Raw genomic sequence first — 25940 nt, 5'->3', positions numbered from 1 at the left:
CGGCGCCACTCACCAGCTCGACTCGGAGATATTCGACCGCTCGCCGGCCGGGTCCAGCGTGACAGCGCCCGTGAATACCGCCGGCTCTTCGGCACTGTCCTCGACCTGCTCGGGCCGCTGCCCCGGCGGTGCGGTGGAAACCTCGGGCGGCTCCGGCAGCATGGCTTCGACGTCGGGCATACCCGGAAGGAAATCCGAGAAGTTGGGGAGCCGGGACTGTTCCTGCCGCAGTCCCTCGACCAGCTCCCGGGTCCGTTGGAACACCTGCCCCGCGGCGTCCTGGGCGGCGCTGGTGACCGCCGCCGCGATCTCGGCGTAGGTCAGGTCCTCGATATCCGGGCCGAACCTGGTCTGGATCACCACCCCTTTGGCGTTGACCATCACGGTGACCCGCTTACCGGCGGCCGAGGCGGTCGCGGTGAGCTGCGCCTGCTGCCGCTGGACCCGGGCGATCGCTTCGACACCTTCGCGCAGCGACTCCATCAGATCGGCGAACTGCGCCGTCGTCACGTCGTCCACCATCGCGCCCTCCTCACTGAGCCCCGACCCTGCTCATGCGATACCGGCATCCGGCTATGTCCTGACGTCGACGTCCTGCCGGTTGTCGTCTTCCATCTTTTCGAGGTGTTCGGCGCCCTGGATCAGACCGTCGCGATAGGTCTGCAGCAGCTCGATTTTCGCGGAAAGGTTCTCCCTGGTGTTCTTCGCCGAGATGTCGTACCCCTTGGCCGGATCGTTCAGGGCGTGCCCGATGCTGTCGGTCCCCATCCACCCGGCCGCGGCGGCGTCCATCTTGTCCACACCGTCGTGGATCCGCCGCAGCTTGCCGATGACGCCGTCCAAATGCCCAGCGGTGCTACGCAACCCGTGCGCCGTCACTTTCAGATTCCCGGCCATGCCAAACCTCCCCTTGCACAACGGCCTTCAAGCATTGTGACATGTGAACGGGAGGCGAAGCATCCGTTACTTTCGGGGGCTCCCCGGGCAAATATCCTGCATACGACGGGATTACGCGGTCGTGGCGTCCACCGAGCCGTGCCGATCGTGGAAGCGCCGCGCGAACTCCTCGATGTAGCGCGAGGGCGCCACCGAGGACGAGGACTGTTCCAGCACACCGTCGTCGGCGACGTAGAAGATGGCCCGGCCCAGCGAGATCTCGCCCGGAGCGGTCGGCACGTAGACCATCCATCCGACGCTGATCCGGTCGGCGCGCAATTCCTCCAGCGGGTAGCCGCTCGTCTCCATCCCGCCGTCCCGGACGAACTGCCGGACCCGGTCGATCGCGTCGTCCTGCGGCATCGGCTCGGGCAGCGTGAGCGCGACGCCGGCCATGGTCAGCTGGTAGAAAGCGCCGTCGATATCGAATTCGCCCTCGTCGCCGAAGACTTCGACGAGGGTGTCGCGGGTGGCCAGCCCGACCTCGGCCGCCGACACCAGATTCGCCACCGCGGCGCGCTGGTCGTCGGTCGGGTCCTCGGCGAGCAGGCGCGTCACCACGTCGGCGACGGTGTCGGCCGTCCAGATTCCGGGCACCGCGGCGCTGAGCTGATCGGACTCCGGCGACTCGGCGCGATGCCACCGGCCGTTCTCCCACCAGTAGCAGAACGACAGCAGGCCGTTGCCCGCGCGCGGATTCAGCACCGGGTTGGCCACCCATTCGGGGGCGCCCGCGTACAGCGCGGGCAGGGCGCGGCCGCTGTTGTAGGCGGCATCCAGCTCGGGCGCGTTCCACACACCGCCGGACAGCACCGCGCGGCCGCCGGGCAGCGAATACAGCGTGGAGCCACTGCGTTTGGCGCCCTCGAACCAGCCCAGGGCGGGCAGTACCCGTGGGCCCCACTGCGATCCGGCGGCGACGAACGCCGACGCGATCACCGCCCACCGCGACCACAGCACCGGGAACGTCGGGAAGTCGCGCTCGGAGACCACGCCGCGCACACCGGACGCACGATCCGCGCGCGCCGCCGCCGCGGCCTCCTGCGGGGTGCGCGACTGACGGTCGTCGTGTCCGAGGTAGGCCGCCAGCCAGACCGGCAGCGCGTCGCGCGGGTAGGTCTCCAGATCCGCGCGATAGACGTCGGGCGGGAACAGCTGATCGTCGGGGAACGGCTCGTCGCCGTAATCGTGGTCGACCTCGAGTTCACCCGCGGTCGTGAGCGTCAGCAGCAGCCGCCACCACGGGCCGTCGCCGAGCTGGGCCGAGATCCGCCGGTGCTCGCGCACCAGCTCGAACACGTCCTCCGGCGGTTGCATCCGCATGCCGCGGTCCTCGTCGTCGGAGAACAGGATCTGGCCCGCCTCCGCCACCGTGGTCAGGGCGAACACCGCCTCCAGGCGCCGCCAGCCCTCCGGGCTCACGGTGGCGAGCCGGCGCGCCACCTCGTGGCTGAGTTCCTTTGCGCGCGTGGCGGTATCGGGTTGCGGCGGGGGCGGTGCGCCGAGATCCGGCATACCGGGCAGGCCCCCGAGGGCGAACCCGACGTCCGGGGCCTCCTCGCCGTCGATCTCCGCCGCGGGCTCGGCGGGCCCGGGTTCGCGAGCCTGGTCATCTGGCGTGGTCACGTCGCACCAATCTCCTCATCCGAACGTTGTTCCATCCTGGCACAGCACCCTGCCAGGCGTTCTCTGCTCGCCGGTCCCGCCGTGAGCTCGTGCGTGGCCTCATCGGGCGAAGATCCGGCCGCGGCGTTCCGGGTCGGCGCAAACGTCCCGGATCAGCAGGCCCAGGTCGAGATCCGGCGGTCCAGCGGGGTAACGCAGGTCGCAGGCGGTCTGACCGGCGACGGTCACGGTGAATCGGATGAAGTCGCCGTCGATTCGCTGCCAGTAGGCGTCCGTTTGCGGATCGTCGAGGTAGATCGAGCGGCCGTCGACGCACAACACCAATCCGCCCGGATCGCGATAGAACACCACCCGCGAGCCGTCCAGATCGCCGTACACGCCACCGAGCCCACCCGCGGCGAGCGGCACCGTCCGCAGCCCCCCGCTGACCGGATCGAAGGTGGCGTATTCGCCCCAGCCGGTGTGCGAGCGGACGAAGATCTCGCCCTCCGACGGCCCCGAGACACGCGGCGGGGCCGACGTCTTCACGCTGCCACGGGAGCGTTTGTCCCGGCCACCGCCGTTCGGGGGCGGTGCGACCGGAGGGATGGGGCCGAACGGCGGGGGGTTCGATCCGTTCGGTGCGGTGGGGTCCGAAGGTGTTGTGCCCCAGGGTTGTCCGGGTGCGTCCGGTTGCACGGGTGCGCCCGGTTGCGTGGGTGCGCCCGGTTGCGTGGGTGCGCCCGGTTGCGTGGGTGCGCCCGGTTGCGTGGGTGCGCCCGGTTGCGTGGGCGCGTCCGGTGGCCACCCGCCCGGATGCTCCGGCAGGCCGGGGGGATTCGAGGCTTCCGGCGGCCAGGTTCCCGGCGGGTGGGGCGCACCGGGCGGTAGCGGTTGCCCCGGCCATCCGGTCGGTGGCGACTCCGGAAGTTGCGGTGGTGTGGGCAGTTTCGGGGGCTCTGGAAGTTGCGGAGGTTCCGGGTGGTCCGGGAACCGCGGAGGCTCCGGCAATTGCGGGGGCTCCGGGAACTGCGGAGGTGCCGGAATCGGCGGCACTGGCGGCGTGGGTGCCGGAGGTGTCGGCTGCTGCGGCGGTTGTGGCGGCATGGGAGGTACCGGAGTCTGCGTGGGCGGCTGCGGAGGCACCGGCGTCTGGGGTGGCGTCGGTTGCTGAGGCGGCGTAGGCACCGGAGGGTTCGGCGGCTGCGGCGGCACGGGAGGTACCGGAGGGTGCGGAGGCAGCGGCGGCCTGGGTGGCGTCGGTTGCTGAGGTGGTGTCGGCTGCGGGGGTTCCGGCGGGCACGGCTCCGGAGGCGGCGGGACGGGACGCGGCGGCGCGGGAGGCTGCGGAGGATGCGGGCGCGGCGGTTCCGGAGGGTGCGGCGGACGCGGAGGATGTGGAGGATGCGGGGGTTCGGGCGGACGCGGCGGCTTCACCCAGCCCGGGTCGTACGGCTTACCCGGCTGGTAGTCCGGCCACTCGACGTCGTACTGCTCATGCGGCCGCGGAAGCACCCACGACCCCGGGAAGGGATTGAACGGCTTCGCGGGCCGCCCCTGCGGCCCACGCCCCCCGTCCCGATCCCCATTCCGAGACGCCCCACCATCCTCATCCGGCCGCAACGGCCCACGCCCGTTACGCCCGCCCCCACCTTCCCGATTCTTGGGCGACGCCCCCTGCTTCTCCTCGTGAGCGGTCGGCCCATCACCATTTCCACGCCCCGACCGAGAACCGTTCCCCGAAGAATCCCCACCGTCGCCACCATCCCGGCGAGGCGCAGGCGACGCTCCACCATCACCACCATCCCGACTCCCAGTCCGCGGCAGCACACCACCCTTCTCCTCCGGAATGATTGGCCCATCACCATTTTCACGCCCGGAACGGGAGCCGTTCGGAGCAGGATCCTGGCCTTCGTCACCACCTCGGCGAGACGCGGGCGCGTCCGGGCCGCCACCGGCGTCACGATCTTCAGCACCGCCCTTATCCTCGGGAGATATTGGCCCGTCGCCGTTTTCACGTCCGGGACGAGGGCCGCCCTGGGAAGAGTCCTGGCCCTCTGCGCGCGGGGGAACACCGCCATCTGCCTCGGGAGGCTTTGGACCGCTGCCGTTTTCGTCTCCTGCGGCGGGGTCTCGTGGCGACTGTTGGTTGACCTCGCCGGGTGGGTGTGCGCCGTTTCGGGGCGGGTGGTCGGTGCCGCCTGGCTGCGCCGCGAGGGGGTAGCCGGAGCGCATGGCGGAGGTCTCTTCAGGCGCCCTGAGGACCGGAACATCATCCCGGGCACCGGCATTCGGCGCATCCGGGCCGTCGGGGCGCGGGCCATGCTCGCCGACTTCCGGGCCGGGCCGACCACCGGCGAGGTCCCACAGCCAATCCGCGTGCGCCTGGGCCTGGCGGGCCCGCCACTCGGCCTGCTTGACCTCCATCCAGTCGTGCCAGGCGTCCCCGATGCGGTTGTCACCGTGCTCCCGTTCGGCCATATCGCGCAACCAGGCGGCGCGCTCGACATCCATGCGGGCATCCCAGTCGGCCCGCTCGGCCCGCATCCGCGCGGCCCATTCGTCGGGCGTCTCGGCCCGCCGCAGAGACTTGGCGGAAGGCTGTTCCGCCCCGGACGGCCCACCGTCCCGCGCCCCACCCGTTCCCTGCGAATCCCGCGGCTGCGGCACCGAACCATCGAAGGGCCCCTCGTCCCCGGCCTTCGGCGCCTGCGCATCCGCGCCGTCCCGCGGCGCGACCTTCTTATCCCTCGGCTCAGGCACCTTTACCCCCTGAGCATCACCCGCGTCTCCTCGAGGCGGCGCACCATCCAACGGCGCGACCTTTTTGTCCCCGGGCTCGGGCACCTTGGGCGCCTGCGGATCCTCACCCTGCGGTTGCTTCGGAGGCGTGGATTCCGACTCACCCTGCACAGCAGGAGCTTTGGCCTCTTCCGCTCCATCGGGACCCTCGATCGGCCATACCTTGACGTCGCCTCGGGGTGGGCCGCCGGGGCGAGGCGAATCGGCTTCCGGTGCAACAGGATCCGGTTTAGGTCCGGTTTCGGGTAGGGCGTCGGGGCCCGGAGGCAGGGGCCGTGGACCCTCGGGTCCCGAGGGTAGTGGGCGGGGGCCGTCGGGGCGTGGGGGTAGCGGGTTCTCGGGGGCGATCAGGGCGGGGCGGTAGCGGATCTTGGCGCGCCAGCCGGTGAGCGAGGGGCGGTTGCCGTCCCAGTCGTAACCGAGCATGATCGCGTGCGCGTTGGCCTCGCGCCAGCTCACCGACTCGTTCTCGTCGATGAACCGCGATTCGCTGAGGGCATCCTGCAACATGAGGATGTCCTCCGGCACCGGATCGCCGTCGATCAGCCGGTTCCAGGCCTCGGCCACGTGCGCGACCTCGTTGAGCCGCTGCCGCACGATGTCACCGGCGACCGGCTCGCGCACCTGATGCTCGAACGTCATCAGATGATGCTTGATCCGCGCGATCTGCTCGGGCGTGCACTCCGGCACCTCGTTGACGAATCGATCGGCCAGCGTCGCCGCGAACTTGTCGAAGTTCGTGAACGGCTCCCGATTCAACTGCGCGCGAATCAGATCGACGATCTCCCCGGCCGCATCCGGATCACGCAGCCGGCCCCGCAGATCCTCCGTGATATCCGCGAAGTCGTCCGCCTTCGCGCCCGCGACATCCTCGATCAGCTGGCGCGCCCGGGCCCGCTGCTGGGCGGCGGCGTAGTCGGACAGCAGGGTGTCCCGCATACCCGCGAGATTCCGCGAGATGGTGTCGATATCACTGTCGTCGGCGCGGAACCGCTCGTATTCGCTGGTGGCCCAGTCCTGTACACGCTGCCAGTCCTCGCGCAACGCGGCCTCGCGCCGATGCCACTCCGGGGTGAGGTTGTTACTCGAGTCGGGAACGTGTTCGCGCGCATCGTATTCGCGGAACATGGGCTGCCGGTCCGGCAGCGGATCGCGGAACCACGGGTGTCCCTTGAACTTCGGCCTGATCCGCCCGGGATGGTCCGGATCGCCGAACCAGGTGAACTTGAACAGTTTGGCCGGCTCCAGCACCAGACGCATGAAGTTGTAGAGCACGCCCGCCTCGGGCGCCTCGTACACGTGCATGCCTTCGGGAATGACCGGGTCCAGTCCGGGAATCTTGGGCAGCAGTTCCTTGTCGATCTCGCCCGGCGGCAGCTGCTTGAACGGATCCTCCAGTGCGGCCTGGAAGGGGTCGACGGCCCATCCGCTGACGCCCTCGGGCAGGTCGCGCGGCTGGAATTGCTTGGGCACCGTCTGCTTGTATCGGCCCTCGACCCGGTCCGGCCGGGTCGGATCCACGTCGTGCGGCCTGCCCTCGCCGTCGATCCAGCGCACCAGGCGCATGCCCTCGCCGTGGCGGCTCCATCCGGCCTCGAGAGTCTCCCGCCGCGGCGCGCGCAGCGGGATCGTCCTCGTATCGCCGTTGCGATCGGCGACGATCTGGTGGTACTCGATCACGGTCTCCGGCCGCATCATCGCCTGTGCCACAGCGCCATTGCGGCGAATGGCCTCGGCGAGCGCGGCATCGTGGTCGGCGCACGGATGCTCGAGCGGTTCGCGCGGCGCGACGACGACGATCCGCGGCCGCTCCCCCTCGACCAGCCCGACCCGGTCGGTGATGTGCCGCGCGCCCGCCCGGTCGAGCACCTCGCGCCCGGCGCCGGCCAGCTCCGCCATCCGGTCCTGAATGCGCCCGATCTCGTTGTGCGCCTGGTTGACCTCCCGGCAGGCGTCCTCGAACCAGCCGAGTTTGCGGACGTGGTCGCCGAGTACGGCCTCCTCCCCGAGGCGCGCCAGCTCGGCATCGAGATGTTCCGGTCCGAGCCGGTCCGGATCCGCGCCCAGTTCCCGGGCCAGGTCCGCGCACATCACCTCCTTGGGCTTGATGCGCAGCACCTCGGCGGCGCGTTCGGCGCCGAGCCGGTCGAGTTCCGCGCGCACTTCCGCCGACACCGGCCGGTTGTCCGGATGGCCACCGTCGGCCTCGAGTTCGTTGAGGCGGTGATCCAGTTCCGCCAGTTCGCCTTCCAGGCGAATGCACCGCTCCGCCGCGTCCTGCAGTTTGGCGATCGGATCGCGGCGGCCCTGCTGTTCCGCGCCGCCGGGCAGCGGATCGTGGATTTGCCCCGGCGTCTCCTCGCCGATGGCGGTGACCTCGCGGGGCGCGCTCGGGCGATCGCGCAGGGCGAAGATGGTGTGGTCGAGGTGGTCGGCGTCGAGTGCCCGATCGAGTTCGGCGGCATTGCGGATGACGCGGCCGTCGCCGTCGCGCAGGTCGTCGAAGCGGGCGGCGCGGTCGTTGCGCTTGGCCCGCCAGAACTCGTGTTCCGAGGCCTTCGCCGCACGCTCGCGCATCAGGGCCTCGTGCCGGGCGTGCGACTCCTCGCCCGGATGGTCGAGCGCGTGCAGCCGCGCGTCCAGTTCGGCGATACGCTCCTGCGCCGCATCGTGTTCGCGGCACAGCCGATCCAGCCCCGCCACCTCGGCCTGGACGCGCGGCATCTCGACCCGCGCCTCCCGCGTCTGCCCGAGAATCTCCTCGAAGGTGGCCTCCCGCCGGTCAAGACGCAGCGCGGCCCAGTCGTCCGCCTCATCGATCCGCAGGCGACGCGCCAGGATGTCCCGCTGATCCCGCAACTCGGCCAGTTCGGCGACCTTCTCGGCGCGTTCGACAGCCAGACGTTCCCGCTCGGCACGCTGTCCCGGCGTCTGCTCGGGATGCGACCCATCCGAATCCAGCCCGGACCCGTTGTCGGGCGGCGTCTTCGGTCCTGCCGAGCTGCCGTTGTCGGGCGGCGTTTTCGGTCCCGCCGAGCTGCCGTTGTCCGGCGGCGCTTTCGGTCCCGCCGAATTGCCGTTGTCCGGCGGCGCTTTCGGTCCCGCCGAATTGCCGTTGTCGGGCGGCGTTTTCGGTCCCGCCGAATTGCCGTTGTCCGGCGGCGTTTTCGGTCCTTCGGAACCGCCGTCGGGAGGCGGCGTTTCGCCCGCGCCGTCTGCCGGTGGTTTGGATGGTGGTCCCTTGGGTGGAGCACCGGCACCGCCCGGCTCCGGGCCGTCGTCGGGCTCGCGCGGCGGCGTCTCGCCCGATCCACCGGATCCTGGCGGCTTCCTGCCGCCCGCCCCGCCGACGTCGGGCGCGGGCTTCGCGGCTTGCTCGGTCGCGTGGTCGGCGGCCTGCAGGTCCCGGTGGTGACGCAACGCCACGTCGGCGGCCTCGTCGGCCCGCCGGGCCTCGGCATGGGCCTCGAGGAATTCGCGCGCGGCGGCCTCCACGGCATCGACCCGGGCTCCCCGCACGGCCTGCTGTTCGAGGGTCCCGCCGACGGCGCGCAACTCGTCGAGCGCGTCCTCCAGCTGCCGGGTGCTCTCCGGAACCGGCTCGTACGGCCCGTCGGGCAGCCCGAGTTCCTCGCGCCGCACGCCGAGTTCGGCGCAGGCGTCGTCCAGCCTGCCCAGCGCGGCCCGGCGCGCCTGGAACGCATCGTTCCGGATATCGCGCAGCCGTTCGAATTCCGCCCACCGCCCGGCCTCGGCCTCGGCCACCGCCCGGCGCGCCTCGGCCTCCTGGCGCCGCAGGTCGAGATCCCGGCGGACGGCGGATTCGACGGCGTCGTCGATCCGCCCGGCCGCGGCATCGGCCTCGGAGAACCGGCGCGCCGCCGACTCCAGCACGTCGACGCGGTGCTGCCACTCCGCCTGCCGTTCGACGGGCATGCCGGTCGACCGCAGCTCCTCGACCACCTCGTCCAGCGACCGAAGCCGTTGCGGCGGAGGATCGTTCGGGGCATGCGGCAGGCCCAACTCCGCCGGGTGCACATCGAAGCGCCGGCGGGCGTCCTGCACCTCGTCGAATGCCTGCCGACGGGTGCGGAAGGCGACCTCCCGTTCGGTGCGCATCCACTCGATCTCCGCGCGCCGCCGCTCCGCGGCGAGATCCTCCACCCGGCGGTGGTGGACGACGCCCTTGCGCACCGCCTCCTGCAGCCGCTCGGCCTCCGCGTTCAGCCGGTGGAACTTGCGCGCCGCGGTCTCCAGCGCGGTCACCTGTTCCTGCCACTGCCGTTGTTCCGCAACCGGTTTCGCGCGCGAACGCAGGTCGTCGATCGTCTCGTCCAGCGTCCGGCAGTAGTTCGGGTCCGCGGGATCGTCCGGCTCGTCCGCGCCGCGCCGGGGCCGCAGTTCCTCGTTGGAGATCGGCAGTCCACCACGCGCCCGGTTCAATTCACCCTCGGCGACCGCGCGATCGTGGAAGGCCTTGTCCCGCTTGGCGGTCAGAGCATCGATCTCGGAGCGCCGAGCCGTGGCACCGGGGTCCCTGGCGGGTTCACGCTCCGGTGCCGGAGTCTCGGGAGCCTCCTCGTGCACCCGTTCCTGCGCCAGCTCCCGAGCCTGCTCCAGCGCCGGTTCCAGCCGGGCGACCTCGGCATCGGCCGCGTGGAATGCGCGAGCGGCATCCTCCAGATTCGTGACCTTCTGCTGAAACTCGGTCTGCTGGTCCGCGACCTTCGTCCGATTACGCAAGTAATCAATCGTTTCGTCCAGCGTCCGAACATGATTCGGGTCCCGCGGATCCGTCGGCTCACCCGGCTCCCGCCGCGGCCGCAACTCGGCCTCCGACACACCCACTCTCGGCCCGCGCGCATTCCGATCCGGACCCACACCCTCGGCGTTCACCTCGTCCAGCGCCCGGTTCAGCGACTCCCGCGCCTCGGCCTGCCGCCGCACGGCCTCCGCGTGATCCATCGCCAACCGGTCGACCCCCACCCGCGGGCCCTCGGCTACGTCGCGGGCGTGCGCCTGCTCGAGTTCGCGGGTCAGGCGTTCCAGGGCGTCGAGGTCGGCGGCGCGCTCGCGCACCTCCTCGCGGAGTTTCTCGTGCACCGCGGTCAGCTCGCGGGGTTTGAGCCGCTCATGTTCGTCGATCTTGCCGTCGCGGTAGTCCTCGTAGACCTTGGACAGCTTCGCGCTGTCCGCGTCGGTGATGTCGACGCCCAGAATCCGGGCCCAGTCGCGGTTGGCGTGTGGCTCGCCCTTCGGGTCGTCCGGCGTCGGGAAATGCGCCGTCGAGGTCCGCGCGGAGGGCCCCTCCAAGCGGCCGACCCGATCGCCCAGATCCCCGATCACCTCGTTGAGATGCGCCAGCGCGTCGGGGTGATGCATGGGGGCCACGCCGTCGGCCGCGCGCGGATCGGTGCGTGGATCGGTGCGCAGGCCGTCGGTGTAGGGGTCGATCTCCCCCAGCGCGCGAGCGTATTCCGTGAGCGCGTCGACCGCGCGGTCGGGATCGTGGCGCATCATCCGCTTCAACACCCGGTGCAGCTTTCGCGGACCGAGTTCCTTCTCGTTCGGCTCGACCCGGAGCATCGGCTTCCCGGTCCCGGGCTGCGTCCTGGGCTTGTTCGCCGAGATGTCCTTCGTCTCCACCCGCAACGCCTCCGCCAGCCGCGCGTGCGCGGCGTCGACGGCCCCGCCGTCGACCTTGCGGCAGTACTTCGCGTAATCGGCGAGGTAGTCGAGTTGCTGGCGCCGCAACGCATTACGGTTCGACCGGTCGGTGATCTCCTCGGCCAGCCCCCGCGGGGTCAGCTCGTGCGCCTCCATGCCCAGCACGTGCGCCAGGCCGTCGCGCGCGTGGAGCAGGTTGTGGAACTTCTCGGTGGCGTCGCTGCTGCGCGCGTAGTCCATCAGCGCTTCGATCTGGATGGCGCGCAACGCGTTCTCGCGCCGCAGCTCGTCGAGCCACTGCGGCGTCATCCGATCCGGATCCTCGACACCCATCCTGCGCGCGAGATCGGCCAGTTCGGCCTCGACTTCGTGCGTCGCCCGCGGCGGCGCGGCGGCCTTGTCGCCCAACGGATTCCGCGGCTGCTCGGGCGCGTGGTCGGGCACCAGCTGCCAGCGGCCCTCGCCGTCGCGCAGCACCGTCACGTGCACCTCGTGCCCGGCGATCTCGGTGCTGACGTGCCGTGCCCGCTGCTCGCCGAGTTCGAGGAGACGCAGGTTCCCCTCGCGGTCCACCAGCGCGTCCACGAAATCGACCCGCACGGTCCCGCGATTCACCCGCGCGGCGAGATCCGGATCGCGGGCCAGTTCACGGGCCAGCAGCCGATCGTGATCGCCCTGCCAGCCGACCACCTTCAGCCGCGGCGGCTCGCCGTCGACCAGGACGACCCGATCCCCCGGCTCGTTCCGGACGAATTCCTCGACCCGGGCGCGGAATCGGGCGATCTTCTCCCCCTGCTCGCGCACGCCCTCGCGCATCCCGTCGAGCATGCCGTCCACATGCGGTTTATCGCCCAGTTTGTCCAGGGCCGCGTCGGCCAGATGCGCCCACGTGGACCGCTCGTCCCGGATCTGATCGCGCAGCAGCGCGTGCTCGAACAGTTTCTTCCGCTCCGGATCCAGCACGGGACCCTGCTCGGCATCGGCCTCCCGGCGCGCCTTCGGATCGACATCGTGCAGGTCGAGCCAGTCGCGGCCGCTCTCGGCGCCGTTGTTGACGCCCTCCCACTCCTGCAGTCCGGCCCGGCCGTTCTCCGGATCGGCGCGCATCAGCTCCTTCAGGAACCGGCCCAGCGGATCCCGGTCCATGAAGCTGACCTCGCCGCTGTAGGGGATCGCCGCGTTCTCGGCGTTGTAGCGCCGGGCGACGTCGGCCAGGCCCTCGATCACACCGGCCCGCCGGACGTTCAGGTACTCCAGCACATCCGCCGCGCGCCGCATCTCGGCGTGGTTCAGCTCCGGCAGATCGACGCCGAGTTCGTGCGCGAGCGCCCGGATCTCCTCGGCCTGTATTCCGTTGTCCCGCATCCCGTCCGCGAGGTCGTGTGCCCATTCCGGCACCGGCGCGCCGTGTTCCGCGCCGGTGAACGGACCTTGCTCGAGAACCGGCGTGTGTTCCCTTGTCAGAGCCAGGGTTTCGTTGTGCTGGGCGGCCTCGACGAACCCGAGCAGCTCGTCCACCTCGAGCGGATGCAGGCCGCGCGGCGACTTCCCCCGTAGCCAGTTGACGAACGTCTTCAGCGGATTGCCGCCCACCTCCCGCTGCTGCGCGCGCAGCGCGTCGGCGTCGACATCGCTGTACCACGGCTCGTATTCGCCCCCGTCGCGCGTGCGCATCGGAACGTGCTCGCCCGCATGCGGTTCCATGCGCGCGGTGAGGTGCTTGAGCCCCGGGATGTGCTCGCGGTTCTTCCACATCGTCGCGCCCTCTTTGAGGACGCGGACCGGGTTGACCTTCGCCTCGGACGGCAGATGTTCGAGCGCGTCGTTGTGGAGTACGTGGCCGAGGTCCTTGGCCATCGCCTTCTGGTAGTCGCCGTCCTGGCCCGATCCGGACGGGTACTTGGGGTTGTGGCCCTCGTAACCCGTGGCCAGTCGCCGCCGGATCCAGTGCGGCTCAGCGCGGTTGACCTCCGGCGGCTTCGCCGGCTCGGCCTTGACGGGCTTGGTCTCCGGCGCCCGCTCCGGCCGGACGTCCCAGCCGCCGCGCTCGTTGCGCACCGCCTCGACATCGATCCGCTGTCCGTCGACCTCGACCGTGTAGCGGCGCACCTCGGGTTCCGGGCGCTGCCCGATCTTCGGTCTCGATGCACCGTCCTTCGGCGCGAACTCCGGCGGATCGATCGCATCCGACCCGAAGCGCTCGATGATGCGGGCCCGCATACCCTTTCGCGCCTGCCCCGGATCCAGTTCCGCCGCGCCGTTGTCGAGGATCTTGCCGATGCGCTTGACCAGCCGGTCGGCGTTGGCGTCCGCCATACCCTCGAACTGCCGCGCCAGGACGTCGGGAATGGTGCCCTCGCCGCCCGGCGCCGGCACCCGCCACCGGCCGTTCCCGTCGGCGGCCAGCCAGATCTCCAGTCGCGCACCGCCGACCTCGACGGTCCGGACGATTTTCGGGCCGTCCACCAGCGGCCCGCCGTGCGGATTCACCGGTACCGGCAGGCGGCGCTTCCGCAGCCGGTCCATCACCTCTTTCGGATGCGGCTCGACGGCCGCCGGATCCGCGGCGCGGAAGGCCTGCTCGATGAAGTCGTGCCGCAGATTGCCGGCCTCGACCTGACCGTCCAGGGCTTCGTTACCCCAGATCCGCTTACCGTCGGCCTTGCTGTAGTACACGTCGTCACCGAGTTGGCGCAGCCAGTCGCCGAAACCGAGTCGTGTCCGGCCCTCTCCGCGATACGTCAGGTAGTGCGAAAGCAGCTGCGCCAGTGCGTCGTTCCGCGACGGGCGGCGATAGGACCCCTCGGCCTCGTGTGCCGGAATCCGCGTCTCGACGGGCTCGCCGCCGGGCCCGGCCTCGACCTTCCGGTAGTCCAGTGTATGGGAGCCGTCCCAGAGCACATCCTCGTGCGCGGGGTTGTCCCGCATCAGGTCGTGCAGGGCCGTCATGTGGTCGCCCGCGGGCGCCACGACCACCAGGCGCGGACGCGAATACCGGTCCGCCGGATCGGCCGGATACCGTGCGACGTGGTCGGTCAGCCGCTCGCCGCCGGGTTCGCGTTCGAGAACGGCCTCGAGGGCGCGCCGTGTCAGCTCGGCGCCGTCGCCCTCCACCGGGTGCCGCACGCCCTCCGGCGCCCGCTCGTGCGCGGGTTCCGGATTACCCCATTCCGGCCCGCGGTTGCCGTGCGCCCGGACGACGTCGAAGGCGATCTCCGCCTCCCGCAGCCCGACCTTGTCGATATAGCGGTGCACCGCCCTGCGGCCCGCCTCGTGGGCGACCTCCTCGGGCGGCCGCACCGTGGCCGAATCCGCCGCGCGCCCAGCCGCTTTGGCCGCCTTCCGGAACGCCTTGTCGTACGCCTCGGTGTAGGCCCGTTCCGCCGGTCCGACCGGCTGGTACCGATTCGAGTCGCGCAGTTCCCGGAGCGTCCGGATCTCCTCCGCGTAGTCGTGGCTGCGCTGCTCCCGGGTCGCCGGAGTGTCGGTATCCCCGCGCGCCACCACCGGCTGTTCGGCGTCCCCGGGCCGGATGCCGTGCGCCGCATCCCAGTCCGCGCCGAAGACGTGCGCGTAGTCGTGACCGTCGACCAGCGGGCCCCGATCGGTCAGCTGCCGGTACACCGCGTCGGCGCCGGCCCGGTGCGCCGCGGCCGTGGGCGTATTCGGCTCCAGCTCCGGACCCTTGCGATAGACCCGGTATGCGATCTCCCGCGCCTCCGCGCGAGCCTCCGAATAGGTCTGGGCGAGCGGGCCTTTCATCGATTCGACGGCGTCCTGGGTGCTCCGGTGCCGGAGCCGCTCATCGAAGGAGAAGGCCAGCGCCTCCGCGTCGGCCTGCCGCTTCAGCATCAGCTCGACGTACTCGTCACGGGGCAGCGAGGACCGTTCCCGCGCCACATCGTGGTTCAGCTCGGACAGCCTGGCCGCGCGGACGAGCCCCGCCGCCTGGGCCCGCGGATGCGCCGCGGGATCCAGCACGATCGTCTTGGTGGCCGGATCGAAATCGCCCGCGACGTGGTCGATCGGCCGCTGCCGCGACGCCTCCGGCTCGGTGCTGTACCGGATCTCGATACCGTTGCGCTCCAGCACATCCAGCGCCCACTGCCCGATATCGTCCCGCCGCATCTGCTCCCGCGCGCGCTCGAACGGTCCCGCGGCGACCTCGTCGGCGGCCGCCCGCAGCCAGGAACCCTCCGGATCCCGGGGTCCCGGATCGGGCGACTCCTTCCAGACCGGACCCGACTCGTCGTGGGCGTAGTAGACGACGCCCGATTCGTCGCCGTGGACGGAGACCCGCCGCTCACCCCTGCCGTGCGGCTCGCCACCGGCGAGGTCGCGCGCAACGGCCTTCTCGATCTCCCCGACGATCCGCCGGTTCTCGACCTCCAGCCGCGCGTGCCGCTCGGCCAGATCGGCCAGTACGCGCAGATCGTGGCCGTTCCGCCCGGTCCGGTCCGAAATCCGTTGGCGCAGTTCGGCGGCGATATCGTGCCGGGTGGGTTCGGGCCGCTCGGTCAGGCCGAGCTGCTTCCGCGCCGCCTCCCGGACGGGATCGACGTCGGCGTCTCCCAGCCGGTCGAGAGCCGCCCGCTGCTCGTTCAGGCCGCCCCGCTCCCGCAGTCGCTCGGCGACCCGATCGAAGTCGGACTCCAGCCGCCGCAGCTCCCGGCCGACCGCCGCCTGCTCGCGCACCAGATGTTGCACCCGCCGCGCCGCGTCCTCCGAGGTCGGGATGTATTCGCGCAGCCCGTCGGGCGCCGCGGTCCGCTGGTGCGCGTCCCAGATCCCGCCCGCGACCCGACGATGGACCGAGGCCCCGTCCCCCGAGTCGAACAGATGGTTCGACAGCAGCGCGTCGACTCCGGCGGCCCGGCCGATCTCCCGCAGTCGCCCCGGATCGATACTCGAATCCCGTTGGCGCGCAGCAGTAGTCGCGTTGTCGTACGCCTCGAGGTAGGCCGATTCGAGGGTCTTGCGCACCTCCCGGTCCGTGATGTCGTGCAGCGCTCCGCCATCGGTGTCGACGCCCTGCCGCTCCAGTTCCCGGTGGAACTCGGCCTGCCGCCCCAGCCCTTCGGCCGTGGCACGCAGGTGCGAGTCGACGTAGGCCGCCCGTCCAATCTCCCGGATCCGTCCGGGCACGACCTCCAGTCGCCCGCCGCGCACGGCGTCGGCCAGGGCCGCCGCCCGCACCACGGCCGCCCCCTGTTCGGTCCTGGACCGGCCCGGCGTATCGACGAAGACGTCCATCGTCCGGCCGTTGAAGGTGTCCGGTGCGAGCGGCCGCTCACCGGCCGCGCCGAATCGCACCTCGGCGCCGGCATCGCGCAGGGCGGCCACCGCCTCGCGGCCGGTCTCGGTCGTCCGCATGAGATCCCGCACCTGGCCGCCGGTCCGGTCGAGTCCCCGCGTCTCCCACCCCGGCCGCAGCCCGGCGCCGTACTCCGGCGCGCGGTTGGCGCCCCGCCCCAGTCGCCACGGCGTCGCGGTTTCCTGGGTATTCCCGCGAGCGCGGGCGGCCGCCCTCTCGTAGATCTCGCCGTAGGTCTCCCCGGATTCCGTGATGTGCCTGGCGACCTCGGGCTCCAGCGCCGCGACGATCTTGTCGTCGATCCTGCGCCGCACCTCGGCCGGCGACATATCGGAATCCGACCAGCGGCTGCTCCAGCGGTCGAACGCCTTGTCGTACGCCCGTTGTATCGGGGTGTCCGGAACGACGAAGCCCTGGTCCCGTAGCTGCCGCATCGCCTTGGATTCCATGGCGTGCGCGACGGTCTCCTGCTCGATCATCCGCAGCGCGTATGCCTTCGGCTCGAGCTGCTGCCGTTCGCGGGCCCCCGAACTCTCGCCCTGATGCGGCATTTCGGTGTGCACCGCCGCGTGCACCAGCTCCCGCATGTGTTCGACATCGGATCTGCCCGGATCGAGGACGAGCTTGTTCTCCTCGGGCCGGAACCCCGGTCGCTCGTCGACGCTGTGCACGATCTCGACCCCGCGCTCGGCGAGCGCGCGATTGGCCCAGTCACCGATCTCGTTGCGCCCCAAATGTTCCTGGACGCGCGCGAGCCGGGCCTCGGTGGCCCGGGCGGCCAGCTCGCGGGGCTGCACGTGCTCGGCGCGTTCGGCCGGGGCGTGATCGGGTTCCGGGATCGCCTCCACGCGCACGCGACCGTCGCGACCGGTGGCGACATCGAGGTATTCGCGCGTCACGCCCGGCCGGTCCAGCTGCCGGGCGACCTCGGGATCGGTGCGGGCCAGGTCGAGCACCCGCTGGTGATCGCCGGGCGCGGCGGCGACCACGACGCGGTCCGGCTCGCCGGGCAGCAGCGCCACGTGATCGTCGAGCATGCGCGCCTCCGGATGGTCCCGAACCCGCACGTCCAGTACGTCGCGTGCGGCGGTACGGGCCGTCGCCGCGTCGTGGCGGTCGAACTCCACCTCGGCGAGTTGCCGCTGGTCGGCCAGATCGGAGACGGTGCGCAGCGCGTGCCGTTCCCGGAGCAGCTGTGCCTCCCGCTCGCCGCCCGGCGACCAGGCCAGTTCGGAGTTGATCTCCACGATTCGCTCGTCGACCCGGCGTTGCAGCACCTCCCGCTGCGCCGTCGGGTCGAGCCCGAGCGTGCGGGCGAGCCGCTGCAACCGCGCGTCGGTTTCGCCCAGATGCCGTTCGGCGGCTTGGCGGTCCAGCGCCTGGACGCGCAGCCGCTCGCCGACCTCGGGGCCGGTCGGGTCGTGCCGGACGCCCGGACCGTCGCCGCCACCGATACGCGCCTCGTCCCAGACCCGGCCGTAGAACTCGGCGTAGGTGTCGCCGTTGGCCCATTCGTGGGTGGCGAGGTGCTCGTGCAGCGCTTCGACCGCCGCGTCGTGCGCCATCTCCCAGGCCCGCTCGGTCGGGAGATGCGGGGGCGCCTCGCCCAGGGCGTGGTCGAACGCCTCGCGGTAGAGCACGTCGAACGGATGGCCCTCGACCTCGAGACCCAGGCCCTCGAACTCCATGGCCAGGCGTAGTCGCCGGCCGGTGCCCACCGCCTCCTCGTGAGTCATCATGCGCACGAACTCGTCGCGCGGCATGGTCCGGGCGTGTCCGTTGGCGGTCCGGCCGTCGATGAGGTGTTCGGCGTGCACCGACTCGTGCGCCAGGCTCAGCGCCTGGCCGATATGGCCGCGACCCTCGGTGAAGGCGACGGCGGTGAGGTCCTCCCGCCGGAGCGTGCCGTGCCGATCGCCCGCCTCGCTGCGGGGTTCATAGCCCTCGCGCACCGGGCCGCCGTCGAATACGGACAGGATGCGGCGTCCGGTTCTGGTCTGCCCCAGCAGCTCTCGCACCTGCCCGGGGTGCTCGTCGAGGGACAGGCCGACGCGCGTGTGCGGACCGCGGCCGTTGGGATGCGTCGCGGTATGCGACTCCGCCCCGAGTGGGTGCACCGGCTTGCCGTGCTCGTCGAACAGGATGGCGTGGGCCGCCGCCAGCTCCCGCGGCACGGACGGCGGATATCCGTGGTCGAGCCCGGCGCCGGGATCGCGGACCCGCAGCACTCCGTGCTCGTTGACCAGGACGTAGGCGTGGGCGCCGACCCCGTGCTCATCGGTGAAGGCGCGGTACTGGTCGACGATCAGCGCCGACGCCCCGTGCTTCATCTTCAGCACCTGCCGCGCGATCTCGTCGTGCCCGCGAGGGTATTCGCGCATCTCGCCGCCGGCGGCGGTCTCCACCTCGTGGACGGTCATGCCGTCCAGGCCGACCTCGCGTTCGATCGGGTGGATCCACTCGCTGCCGGTGATCCGTTTGATCAGGCGCAGCGCGAGATCCGCACAGCGGCCGCGGTTCTCGGGCGGCATCTCCGTGCGTCCGTCCGGGCCGGACCGGTGGGTATCGGGCAGGGCGTCGTCGACGGTGTAGACCCGGCCCTCACTGTCGCGGATGGTGATGTCGAGCCGGTCCGCCAGTTCCAGGATCTCGCGGGGCGGCGGATTCTTCTGCGGCGGTACCTCCAGGACCTTGTCGCCGCGCAGCGGATCGGCGAAGTCCACGCCCGGCAGTTCGGCCCGGTTGTGCGGGGTGTCCTTGATCTGCGTGCCGGGCGCGTACTTGTTGTCGATCTCGTGCAGGTAGCCGCGCGCGGTCTCGGGCCGGACCTCGAGCAGCTGGGTGTGTTTCCGGGAGACGATCTCCGTATCCGGCACATAGGAATCGAGACGCTTGCCGTTGGTCAGCGTGATCTCGTTGCCGCCGCCGCGGTCGGTGTAGTGCGGTTCGCGGGTCTCGTTGAACGCGACGCCGTCGGCGATCCGGTTCCACATCGACTCCGGGATGTGGTCGGGCCGGTTGGCGCGCATCTCGTCCGCGCGCGGGGTGGGCACCGGTTCAGCGTCGAGCGGAGGGTTCTCCCGGCCGTTCTCGCCGTCCGGTCGGCTGCCGATGCGTTCCGGCGACCGCGCTTCGCCCCCGGGATGAACCTCGGGCGGAAGCGGCGGTACGGCAAGGTCTTCCGGGCGCACGTGCTCGCCCTGCTCCCCGGTCCGGTCCGAGCCGCCTGACCGCGCCCGCACCCCCGCTTCGCCCCCGGTCCGGTCGGCGGGCCCGGCGGCCGCGGCCCGTGGCCTGTTCTCCGCTGTGCCCGTGCGGTTCTCGGGGGTGGCACCGGAGGCGCGTCGAGACTCGCCGGTGGTACGCGAGTCGGCGGGCCGCTCGGCGTCACGTGCTCCCCCAGCCTCTGGGCTGCGCGTCTCGGAACTGCGTGCCTCAGGGGTCCTGACGTCGGAGGACGCCCGGGTTTCGCTGCGCGGCGCTTCCGTCAGCGGGGTCGACCGACCTCGCGTGTCGGCAGGCGGGCGCGTCGTTTCCGGTGCGCCACCACGGGTTTCGGCTCCGGTATGCGGCGTCCGCCCCTCAGCCGGGACATGGGGCGAGGTGGTGGCCGCGGGTTCGGCCGGACGTTGGCCCGCGTCTCGCTGGTGCGAAACATCTTCGGGTCTCGTCGTTTCCGTCTCGGCGGGCCGCACGGCGGTCTCGTCGGTCCGCACCGGCGACTCCGACTCGTGTCGGCTCGCGGGCTCCGTGGTCAGTTCTCCGGTACGGTCGCCCGTCGTGCCGTGCTCGGTCGAATCCGGATGTACCGCAGTCGTTTCGGTCCGCGTATCGGTGACGGGGTGCTCGGGTTCCGTGGCACGCGCGGGCGTCTCCCCGTGCGTGCCCTGCCCCTCCGACGCATGGCCGTCGGCCGCGGGGGCCTCCTCCGTCGACCGCGCCTGCGGCGCCGGATGGTCGGTCCCGCCGGGGGCGACCTGCGCCCGCGGCTCCTCCGTCCCGCCGGGCGTCCGGTCGCCGGACGTTCCTTCCGTTCCGGTGTCGTGCTGACCCGGGTGCGCCGCGGCGGGATCGGTGTGCAGACCTCCCTCACCGGGCTGCCCGGTGTCGTGGTGCGCGCCGGTATCGCGATCGGTCCCGGCCGGATGCTCGTTCCCGCTCCGCTCGGTGGTCCCCTCGTGCCCGTTGGTCGCGCCGTCGGCGGGATGCGAACCCGTCTCCTCCGGCCGCGAACCGACCGGCATAGCCGGATCCGTCCGGTGCCCGCTCGTCCCGGCATCCGTGCCGGCGTGCGGGGTCGTGCCGTCACCCGCGCGTCCCGCCCCGGTAGTCGGCGCGGCCTGAGGTTCCTTGACCTTGAAGACCTCCCGGCCGAGCACGTCGTTCATCCGGCCGCCCAGCGGATCGCGGTTGAAGTACGACGATTTCCGGTTGTTGTAGAACGAATGCGCCGTCTCGCGGTTCTTGCCGGACACCAGCGGCGCGGCCGCGGCGCCGGTGAACATCCGCCAGTCCAGGTGGCTGGGAATACCGCCGTTGGCGGCGACGATGCCGGTGAAGGCGTTCACCTCGCCGGCCGCCGCGTGGGTCAGGTAGCGCGCCCAGGCCCGCTCCTGAGCGTTCAGCGCCTTGCCCAGAACGTGGCTGGCCGCCCCGCCCGCGACACCTCCGACGGACGCGGCGATGGCCGTCGTCCGGATCCGGTCCCAGTCCATCCCCTTCCGATGGCCCTGGTCGATCTGGTACTGCTGGATCGCGTAGTCCTGACCGGTCATCAGCACCGTGTTCAGCACGACGTGGCGCAGCAGGAACTGCATCACCTTCGACCCGACGAGCCGGGCCATGCGCTGGAGGATCGCGGACGTGAGCCGCTCGCCGATGAGACGGACGGCCACCCGCGTCAGGGCGACCGCGGCCGCCTCCGCGGCCGGGGCCGTCGGCGGGAAGATCCACGCCGCCGCGATCTCCGCCGCGAGGAGGATGAGCGACGACTTGTACATCAGCTTGCCGTACTCGATCTCGGTGCCGACCCCGTTCGCGGACTCGCCGACATCCTCGAACAGCTTCGCCAGATGACCGAGCGACTGATCGCTCTCGCCGCCGTCGCCCTTCAGCAGGCTGTCGAACGCCCGCATCTGCTCGTCGGAGCCGTCACCGGTCGGATACGCCTTGTGCGTGGCGCTTTTCGCGTCCTCGATATCCGGGATGATGTCCTTCAGGCCCTCGGCGGCGTCCTTCCAGTCCTGGCCGAGCAGCCACATCTGGTCTTCGTTGCCGTTGGGCCACTCCATCCCGACGAGCCAGCCCAGATGCTGGAGAGGGCCGGGTAATTCGACTGCCATGTCGGGCTACCCGGTACTTACCAGCTGGAGTCGGTGACCCCACGACCACGGGAGTGTTGGTGATCGAAGGTCTCGACGTCGGCGAATACCGCGCTGCCGTCCGAATCCTGCTGACGTTCCGGAGAACCCGGGGCCGCCGTGGAGACCGGCGGCGCCTCGGGGACATGCAGGTCCGGCATGCCCTCGACGAGATCGGTGAGCTTCGGCATCCGCTCCCGCTGGGCCTGGAGGGGCGCGAACAGTTCCTTGGTCCTGCGGGCCATCTCGGCCGCGGCGCGCTGGGCCGCGTCGGTGACGGCCTTGGCGATCTCGCCGTGGCTCAGGTCCTCGATGCCCGGGCCGAACCTGGTCTCCACCACGGTGTTGTCCGCGTTCACCGTCACGGTGACGCGCTTACCGGAAACCGTTGCGCTGGCGGTCAACCGGGTGCGTTCGGTCTGCAGTCGCGCGATGGTGCGCAGCTGCTCCTCGACCCCGTCCATCACGGTGGCCAGATCGTTCTTGGCGCGCTCGTTCGTCATCTGATCGACAGGTCCCGGGTCACTGGAAGCCGTCGCGGTTCTGCTGTTCCATCTTCTCCAGATACGCAGCGCTCTTGACCTGTCCCTGGTGGAAGCTGTCCATCGTGCCGGCGACGTTCTGCGCGCCCTCGACCATGTTCTTGCGGGAGTCCAGGTAGCCGCCCTCGCCGCCCTCACCGTGCGCGAACTGGCTGCCGATCGAGTCCGTCCCCCACGGGGTTCCGCGCGAGTCGAGGTTGGCCTTCAGCGTGTCGAGGACGCCGTTGATCTTGTCCCGGACATCGCCGGTCTTCTCGGCGGCCTTGCGGAACAGTGCTGCCTCCGCCTCCAACTTGTCGGCCATCGCGCGCGCTCCCTCCAGTGCTCACGCGGGCAGAGCCCGCCGCTACGGGGTCGACAATGACAGCCGATAACCAACCGGCAGTGACAGCAACGTGAACGGCGGCTACCGACCCGGTTGCGGGCAAATATTCGCTGGGCGACCGGGTTTCGCGGTTCCGTTGTCAGCGTTCGCGGCGCGCGATCGACTCCCAGCCGCCGAAAACCGGGACGGGTTCCCAGTTGATCGAGACGTCGACATCGGAGAAATCGGTGGTCCGGCGCTCCTGCGCGCGGGCGTCGCGCAGATCCCGGTGCACGTGGCCGTCCTCGCTGTAGGAGAACTTGTCGACGACGTCGGCCTGCGAGATGGTGCGGGCCTGCTCGTCGCCGTACTCCCACCGGGTCATCGTGGTGAGGAACATGGTGTCGTCGCCGACCTGCCGGAAGTCGTAGGTCAGCACCTGGCGGCCGTGCTCGTCCGGGAACGTCACATCGATGTGCCGATTGCCGCGCACCACATCGAGAATCGCCGTGGGCGCGGTGACGACGCCGAGGACGACCGTGTACCACTCGCCGGCCGCGTCCAGCTTCGCGGCCTGCTCCGCCGTGAGCGGATCGGTCGGCCGCTGTTTGCGGAAACTCCACCGCCGGCAATAGGTCACCTGCAACGCGCACCTCCTCGCTCGCCGTTTCCGCGATCCTACGCGGACCGGCATGACGCTCACCCTGACGGCAGACAGCGAAAGGGCGGTAGCCGGCAGGTGAATCCGCGGTGACGCCCAGCCCCGGAACGACGGATCGCCCCGCAGGACGTTTCCGTCCTGCGGGGCGACCGGTAGCCGGTCCCGAATGGCGTTACGGGGATGGGACCGGCGGGTCCTACTTCTTCGGCTCCTCCTCACCGGGAGAGTCGTCCGCGCTCGCCGTCTCCGGCTCGGCGGTCTTCTGCTCCCGATGTTCGAGCGGGCGCTCGGCCAGCACCGGGAACTGCCCGGTGTAGCCCGCACGCGCCGCCGCCACCTGAGTCACCCGGCGCCGGGCCAGGAACCAGCCGCCGACGAGCAGCGGGATCATGATCACGCCCATCGCGATGACGGCGCCACGCTGGGTGTCGTCCTTGCCGAACAGCATGAGCCCGACCACGATCGCCATGAAGATCAGCGCCGCGTAGTTCGTGTAGGGGGCGCCCATCAGGCGGAACGACGGACGCTCGACCCGACCTTCCTTGGACCACTGCACGAGCTTCATCTGGCAGATCAGGATCGCGCTCCACGCGCAGATGGTGCCCAGCGCGGACATGTTCAGCACGATCTCGAAGGCCTTCTCCGGCACCAGCGCGTTGAGCCCGACACCGGCCAGGGCGATGGTGCCCGTGGCGAGGATGCCCACGTAGGGCACGCCCTGCTTGGACATCCGCGAGGCCAGGCTCGGCGCGCTGCCGTTCATCGACATCGACCGCAGGATCCGGCCGGTCGAGTACAGCCCGGCGTTCAGGCTGGAGAACGCCGCGGTCAGCACCACCAGGTTCATGACCGTGCCCGCGCCGTTCACGCCCAGCCGCTCGAAGAAGCTCACGAACGGGCTCTCGCCCGACTTGAACGCGGTGTAGGGCAGCAGCAGAGCGAGCAGGACCAGCGAACCGACGTAGAACAGCGCGATCCGGGCGATGACCGAGTTGATCGCGCGGGGCATGATCTTCTCGGGGTTCTCCGCCTCACCCGCGGCCGTGCCGATCAGCTCCACCGCGGCGTAGGCGAACACGACGCCCGTGGTGGCGAGGATCAGCGGCAGCATCCCGTTCGGGAACAGGCCGCCGTGGTCGGTGATGACGCTGATACCGGTGCGCTCACCGTCGAGCGGGAACCGGCCCGCGAGGAAGACGGTGCCGACGATCAGGAAGGCGACCAGCGCGACCACCTTGATCAGCGCCGCCCAGAACTCCATCTCGCCGAACCACTTCACCGAGACCAGGTTGATCGACACCACGATCGCCAGCGCGATCAGCGCGATCGTCCACTGCGGTATCGCGTGGAACGCATTCCAGTAGTGCACGTAGGTCGCGATCGCCGTGATGTCGACGATGCCGGTCATGCACCAGTGGAAGAAGTACATCCAGCCGACGCCGAATGCCAGCTTCTCCCCGTAGAACTCACGCGCGTAGGAGACGAACGAGCCCGAGGAGGGGCGATGCAGCACCAGCTCGCCGAGGGCCCGGAGGATGAAGAAGACGAAGATCCCGCAGACCGCGTAGGCGATGAACAGCCCCGCGCCCGCGTCCTTCAGCCGGCCACCGGCGCCGAGGAACAACCCCGTGCCGATAGCCCCACCGATGGCGATCATCTGCAGCTGGCGGGGCCGCAGAGCCTTGTGGTATCCCTCATCCTCGGCGCCCAAGGCGTGCGCAGCTTGTGCCTGCGTCTCCGCTCCGTGTTGCACGGTGGTCATAACGAGACCCTTTCCTGTGATGCCGATCATACCTTCAGTCAATGGAACATACCTCTATTTGATGGCACATACAACACTGGAACAAAACTTGTAACGTACCGGAAACCCCTACGGACCCCTGAACAGGGCGACCAGCCTCACGATCGGGTTTCCGCCGGGCTTCGCCGGGGGCACTCACCCGGGACCGGACGGTGATCCGATGTGGTTTCCTTGAGTTATGACATCGGGTTCGGAGTTCACTATCGACGAGCTGGCGCGCGAATCCGGTATGACCGTGCGCAGTCTGCGGGCCTACCAGGAGCGCGGACTGCTGCCGCCGCCGCGGCTGCAGGGACGCACCGGTTTCTACGGCGCCCAGCATTTGGACCGCGTTCGCATCATCAGCCGCCTGATGGACCGCGGCATCAAGCTCAGCGGCATCCGCGAACTACTCGACGCGTGGGATCGCGGCGAGGATCTCGGCGACGTACTGGGCGTCAGCGTCGAGCCGAACGCCGCCGCTCCGGCGGCGCCCCAGCCGCCGACACCCACGACCGAAAAGACAATCCCCGCAATAGAACTCGTGGAACGCTACCGCGACGTTCCCAACGGCCTGGCGCGCGTGGTGGCGGTCGGGCTGTACGAGCCGTTCGACGCCACCACCTACCGCGAGACCGATCCGCAACTGGTCCGGCTGGCCGACCGGCTGGCCGACGCGGGCACCCCGCTGGGCCAGGTGCTGGACGAACTCGAGCGGCTGCGCGCCGACTGCGACCACATCGCCCGGCGCTTCGCCGACCTCTTCGAGAACAGCGCGGTGAAGGCGTTCCAGCAATCCGGCCGCAGCGCGCACGACATCGCCGAGTTCACCGATCACGTGGCGGCGGTCCGGACGCTGCCCGGGCGGGTGTCCTCCGAGCTCATCGAGCGTTTCCTCGCCCGGTACCTGGAACACGCCACCCGCGACCTCGAGGACACCTCGACCGGCCGGACGGGCTGAGCGGCCCG

At 70.7% G+C, this 25940-nt stretch carries 9 protein-coding genes; 1 reads left to right on the top strand and 8 read right to left on the bottom strand.

Annotated features, from left to right (window positions below):
* Positions 1-9: 9 nt before the first annotated feature.
* The 8 genes from ON41_RS05910 to ON41_RS05875 all read right to left on the bottom strand — a co-directional run bounded on the left by ON41_RS05910 (position 10) and on the right by ON41_RS05875 (position 24953).
* Complete coding sequence (locus ON41_RS05910) at positions 10-522, bottom strand: YbaB/EbfC family nucleoid-associated protein (RefSeq protein WP_040745756.1); 513 nt, start codon at positions 520-522, stop codon at positions 10-12.
* A gap of 51 nt (positions 523-573) precedes the next feature.
* Complete coding sequence (locus ON41_RS05905) at positions 574-897, bottom strand: hypothetical protein (protein ID WP_157185373.1); 324 nt, start codon at positions 895-897, stop codon at positions 574-576.
* A 111-nt stretch (positions 898-1008) separates the two neighbouring features.
* The gene (locus tag ON41_RS05900) at positions 1009-2562 is read right to left on the bottom strand and encodes a hypothetical protein (RefSeq protein ID WP_246829455.1); all 1554 of its coding nucleotides are present in this window, start codon (positions 2560-2562) and stop codon (positions 1009-1011) included.
* Positions 2563-2661: 99 nt separating this feature from the next.
* A complete protein-coding gene (locus ON41_RS05895; protein WP_040745752.1) occupies positions 2662-21666 on the bottom strand; it encodes a WXG100-like domain-containing protein in 19005 nt (6334 codons plus the stop codon).
* Between the two features lie 17 nt (positions 21667-21683).
* A complete protein-coding gene (locus ON41_RS05890; protein ID WP_040745751.1) occupies positions 21684-22187 on the bottom strand; it encodes a YbaB/EbfC family nucleoid-associated protein in 504 nt (167 codons plus the stop codon).
* Positions 22188-22206: 19 nt separating this feature from the next.
* Positions 22207-22530, bottom strand: coding sequence for a hypothetical protein (locus ON41_RS05885; RefSeq protein ID WP_040745750.1), 324 nt, complete (start codon positions 22528-22530; stop codon positions 22207-22209).
* Between the two features lie 160 nt (positions 22531-22690).
* Positions 22691-23176, bottom strand: a complete 486-nt coding sequence (locus ON41_RS05880) for a hypothetical protein (protein WP_157185372.1) — start codon at positions 23174-23176, stop codon at positions 22691-22693.
* A 211-nt stretch (positions 23177-23387) separates the two neighbouring features.
* Positions 23388-24953: an amino acid permease gene (locus ON41_RS05875; RefSeq protein WP_051161013.1), complete on the bottom strand. Its 1566-nt coding sequence runs from the start codon at positions 24951-24953 to the stop codon at positions 23388-23390.
* Between the two features lie 217 nt (positions 24954-25170).
* On the opposite strand from ON41_RS05875, the gene ON41_RS05870 reads away from it, so the two are divergent.
* Entirely contained in the window at positions 25171-25932 is a 762-nt protein-coding gene (locus ON41_RS05870; protein WP_040745748.1) for a MerR family transcriptional regulator, read from the top strand.
* Positions 25933-25940: the final 8 nt, after the last annotated feature.

Source organism: Nocardia transvalensis NBRC 15921, from assembly GCF_000308875.1.
GTDB classification, from domain to species: Bacteria; Actinomycetota; Actinomycetes; order Mycobacteriales; family Mycobacteriaceae; genus Nocardia; species Nocardia transvalensis.
This window is presented reverse-complemented; position numbering and strand designations above follow the sequence as displayed.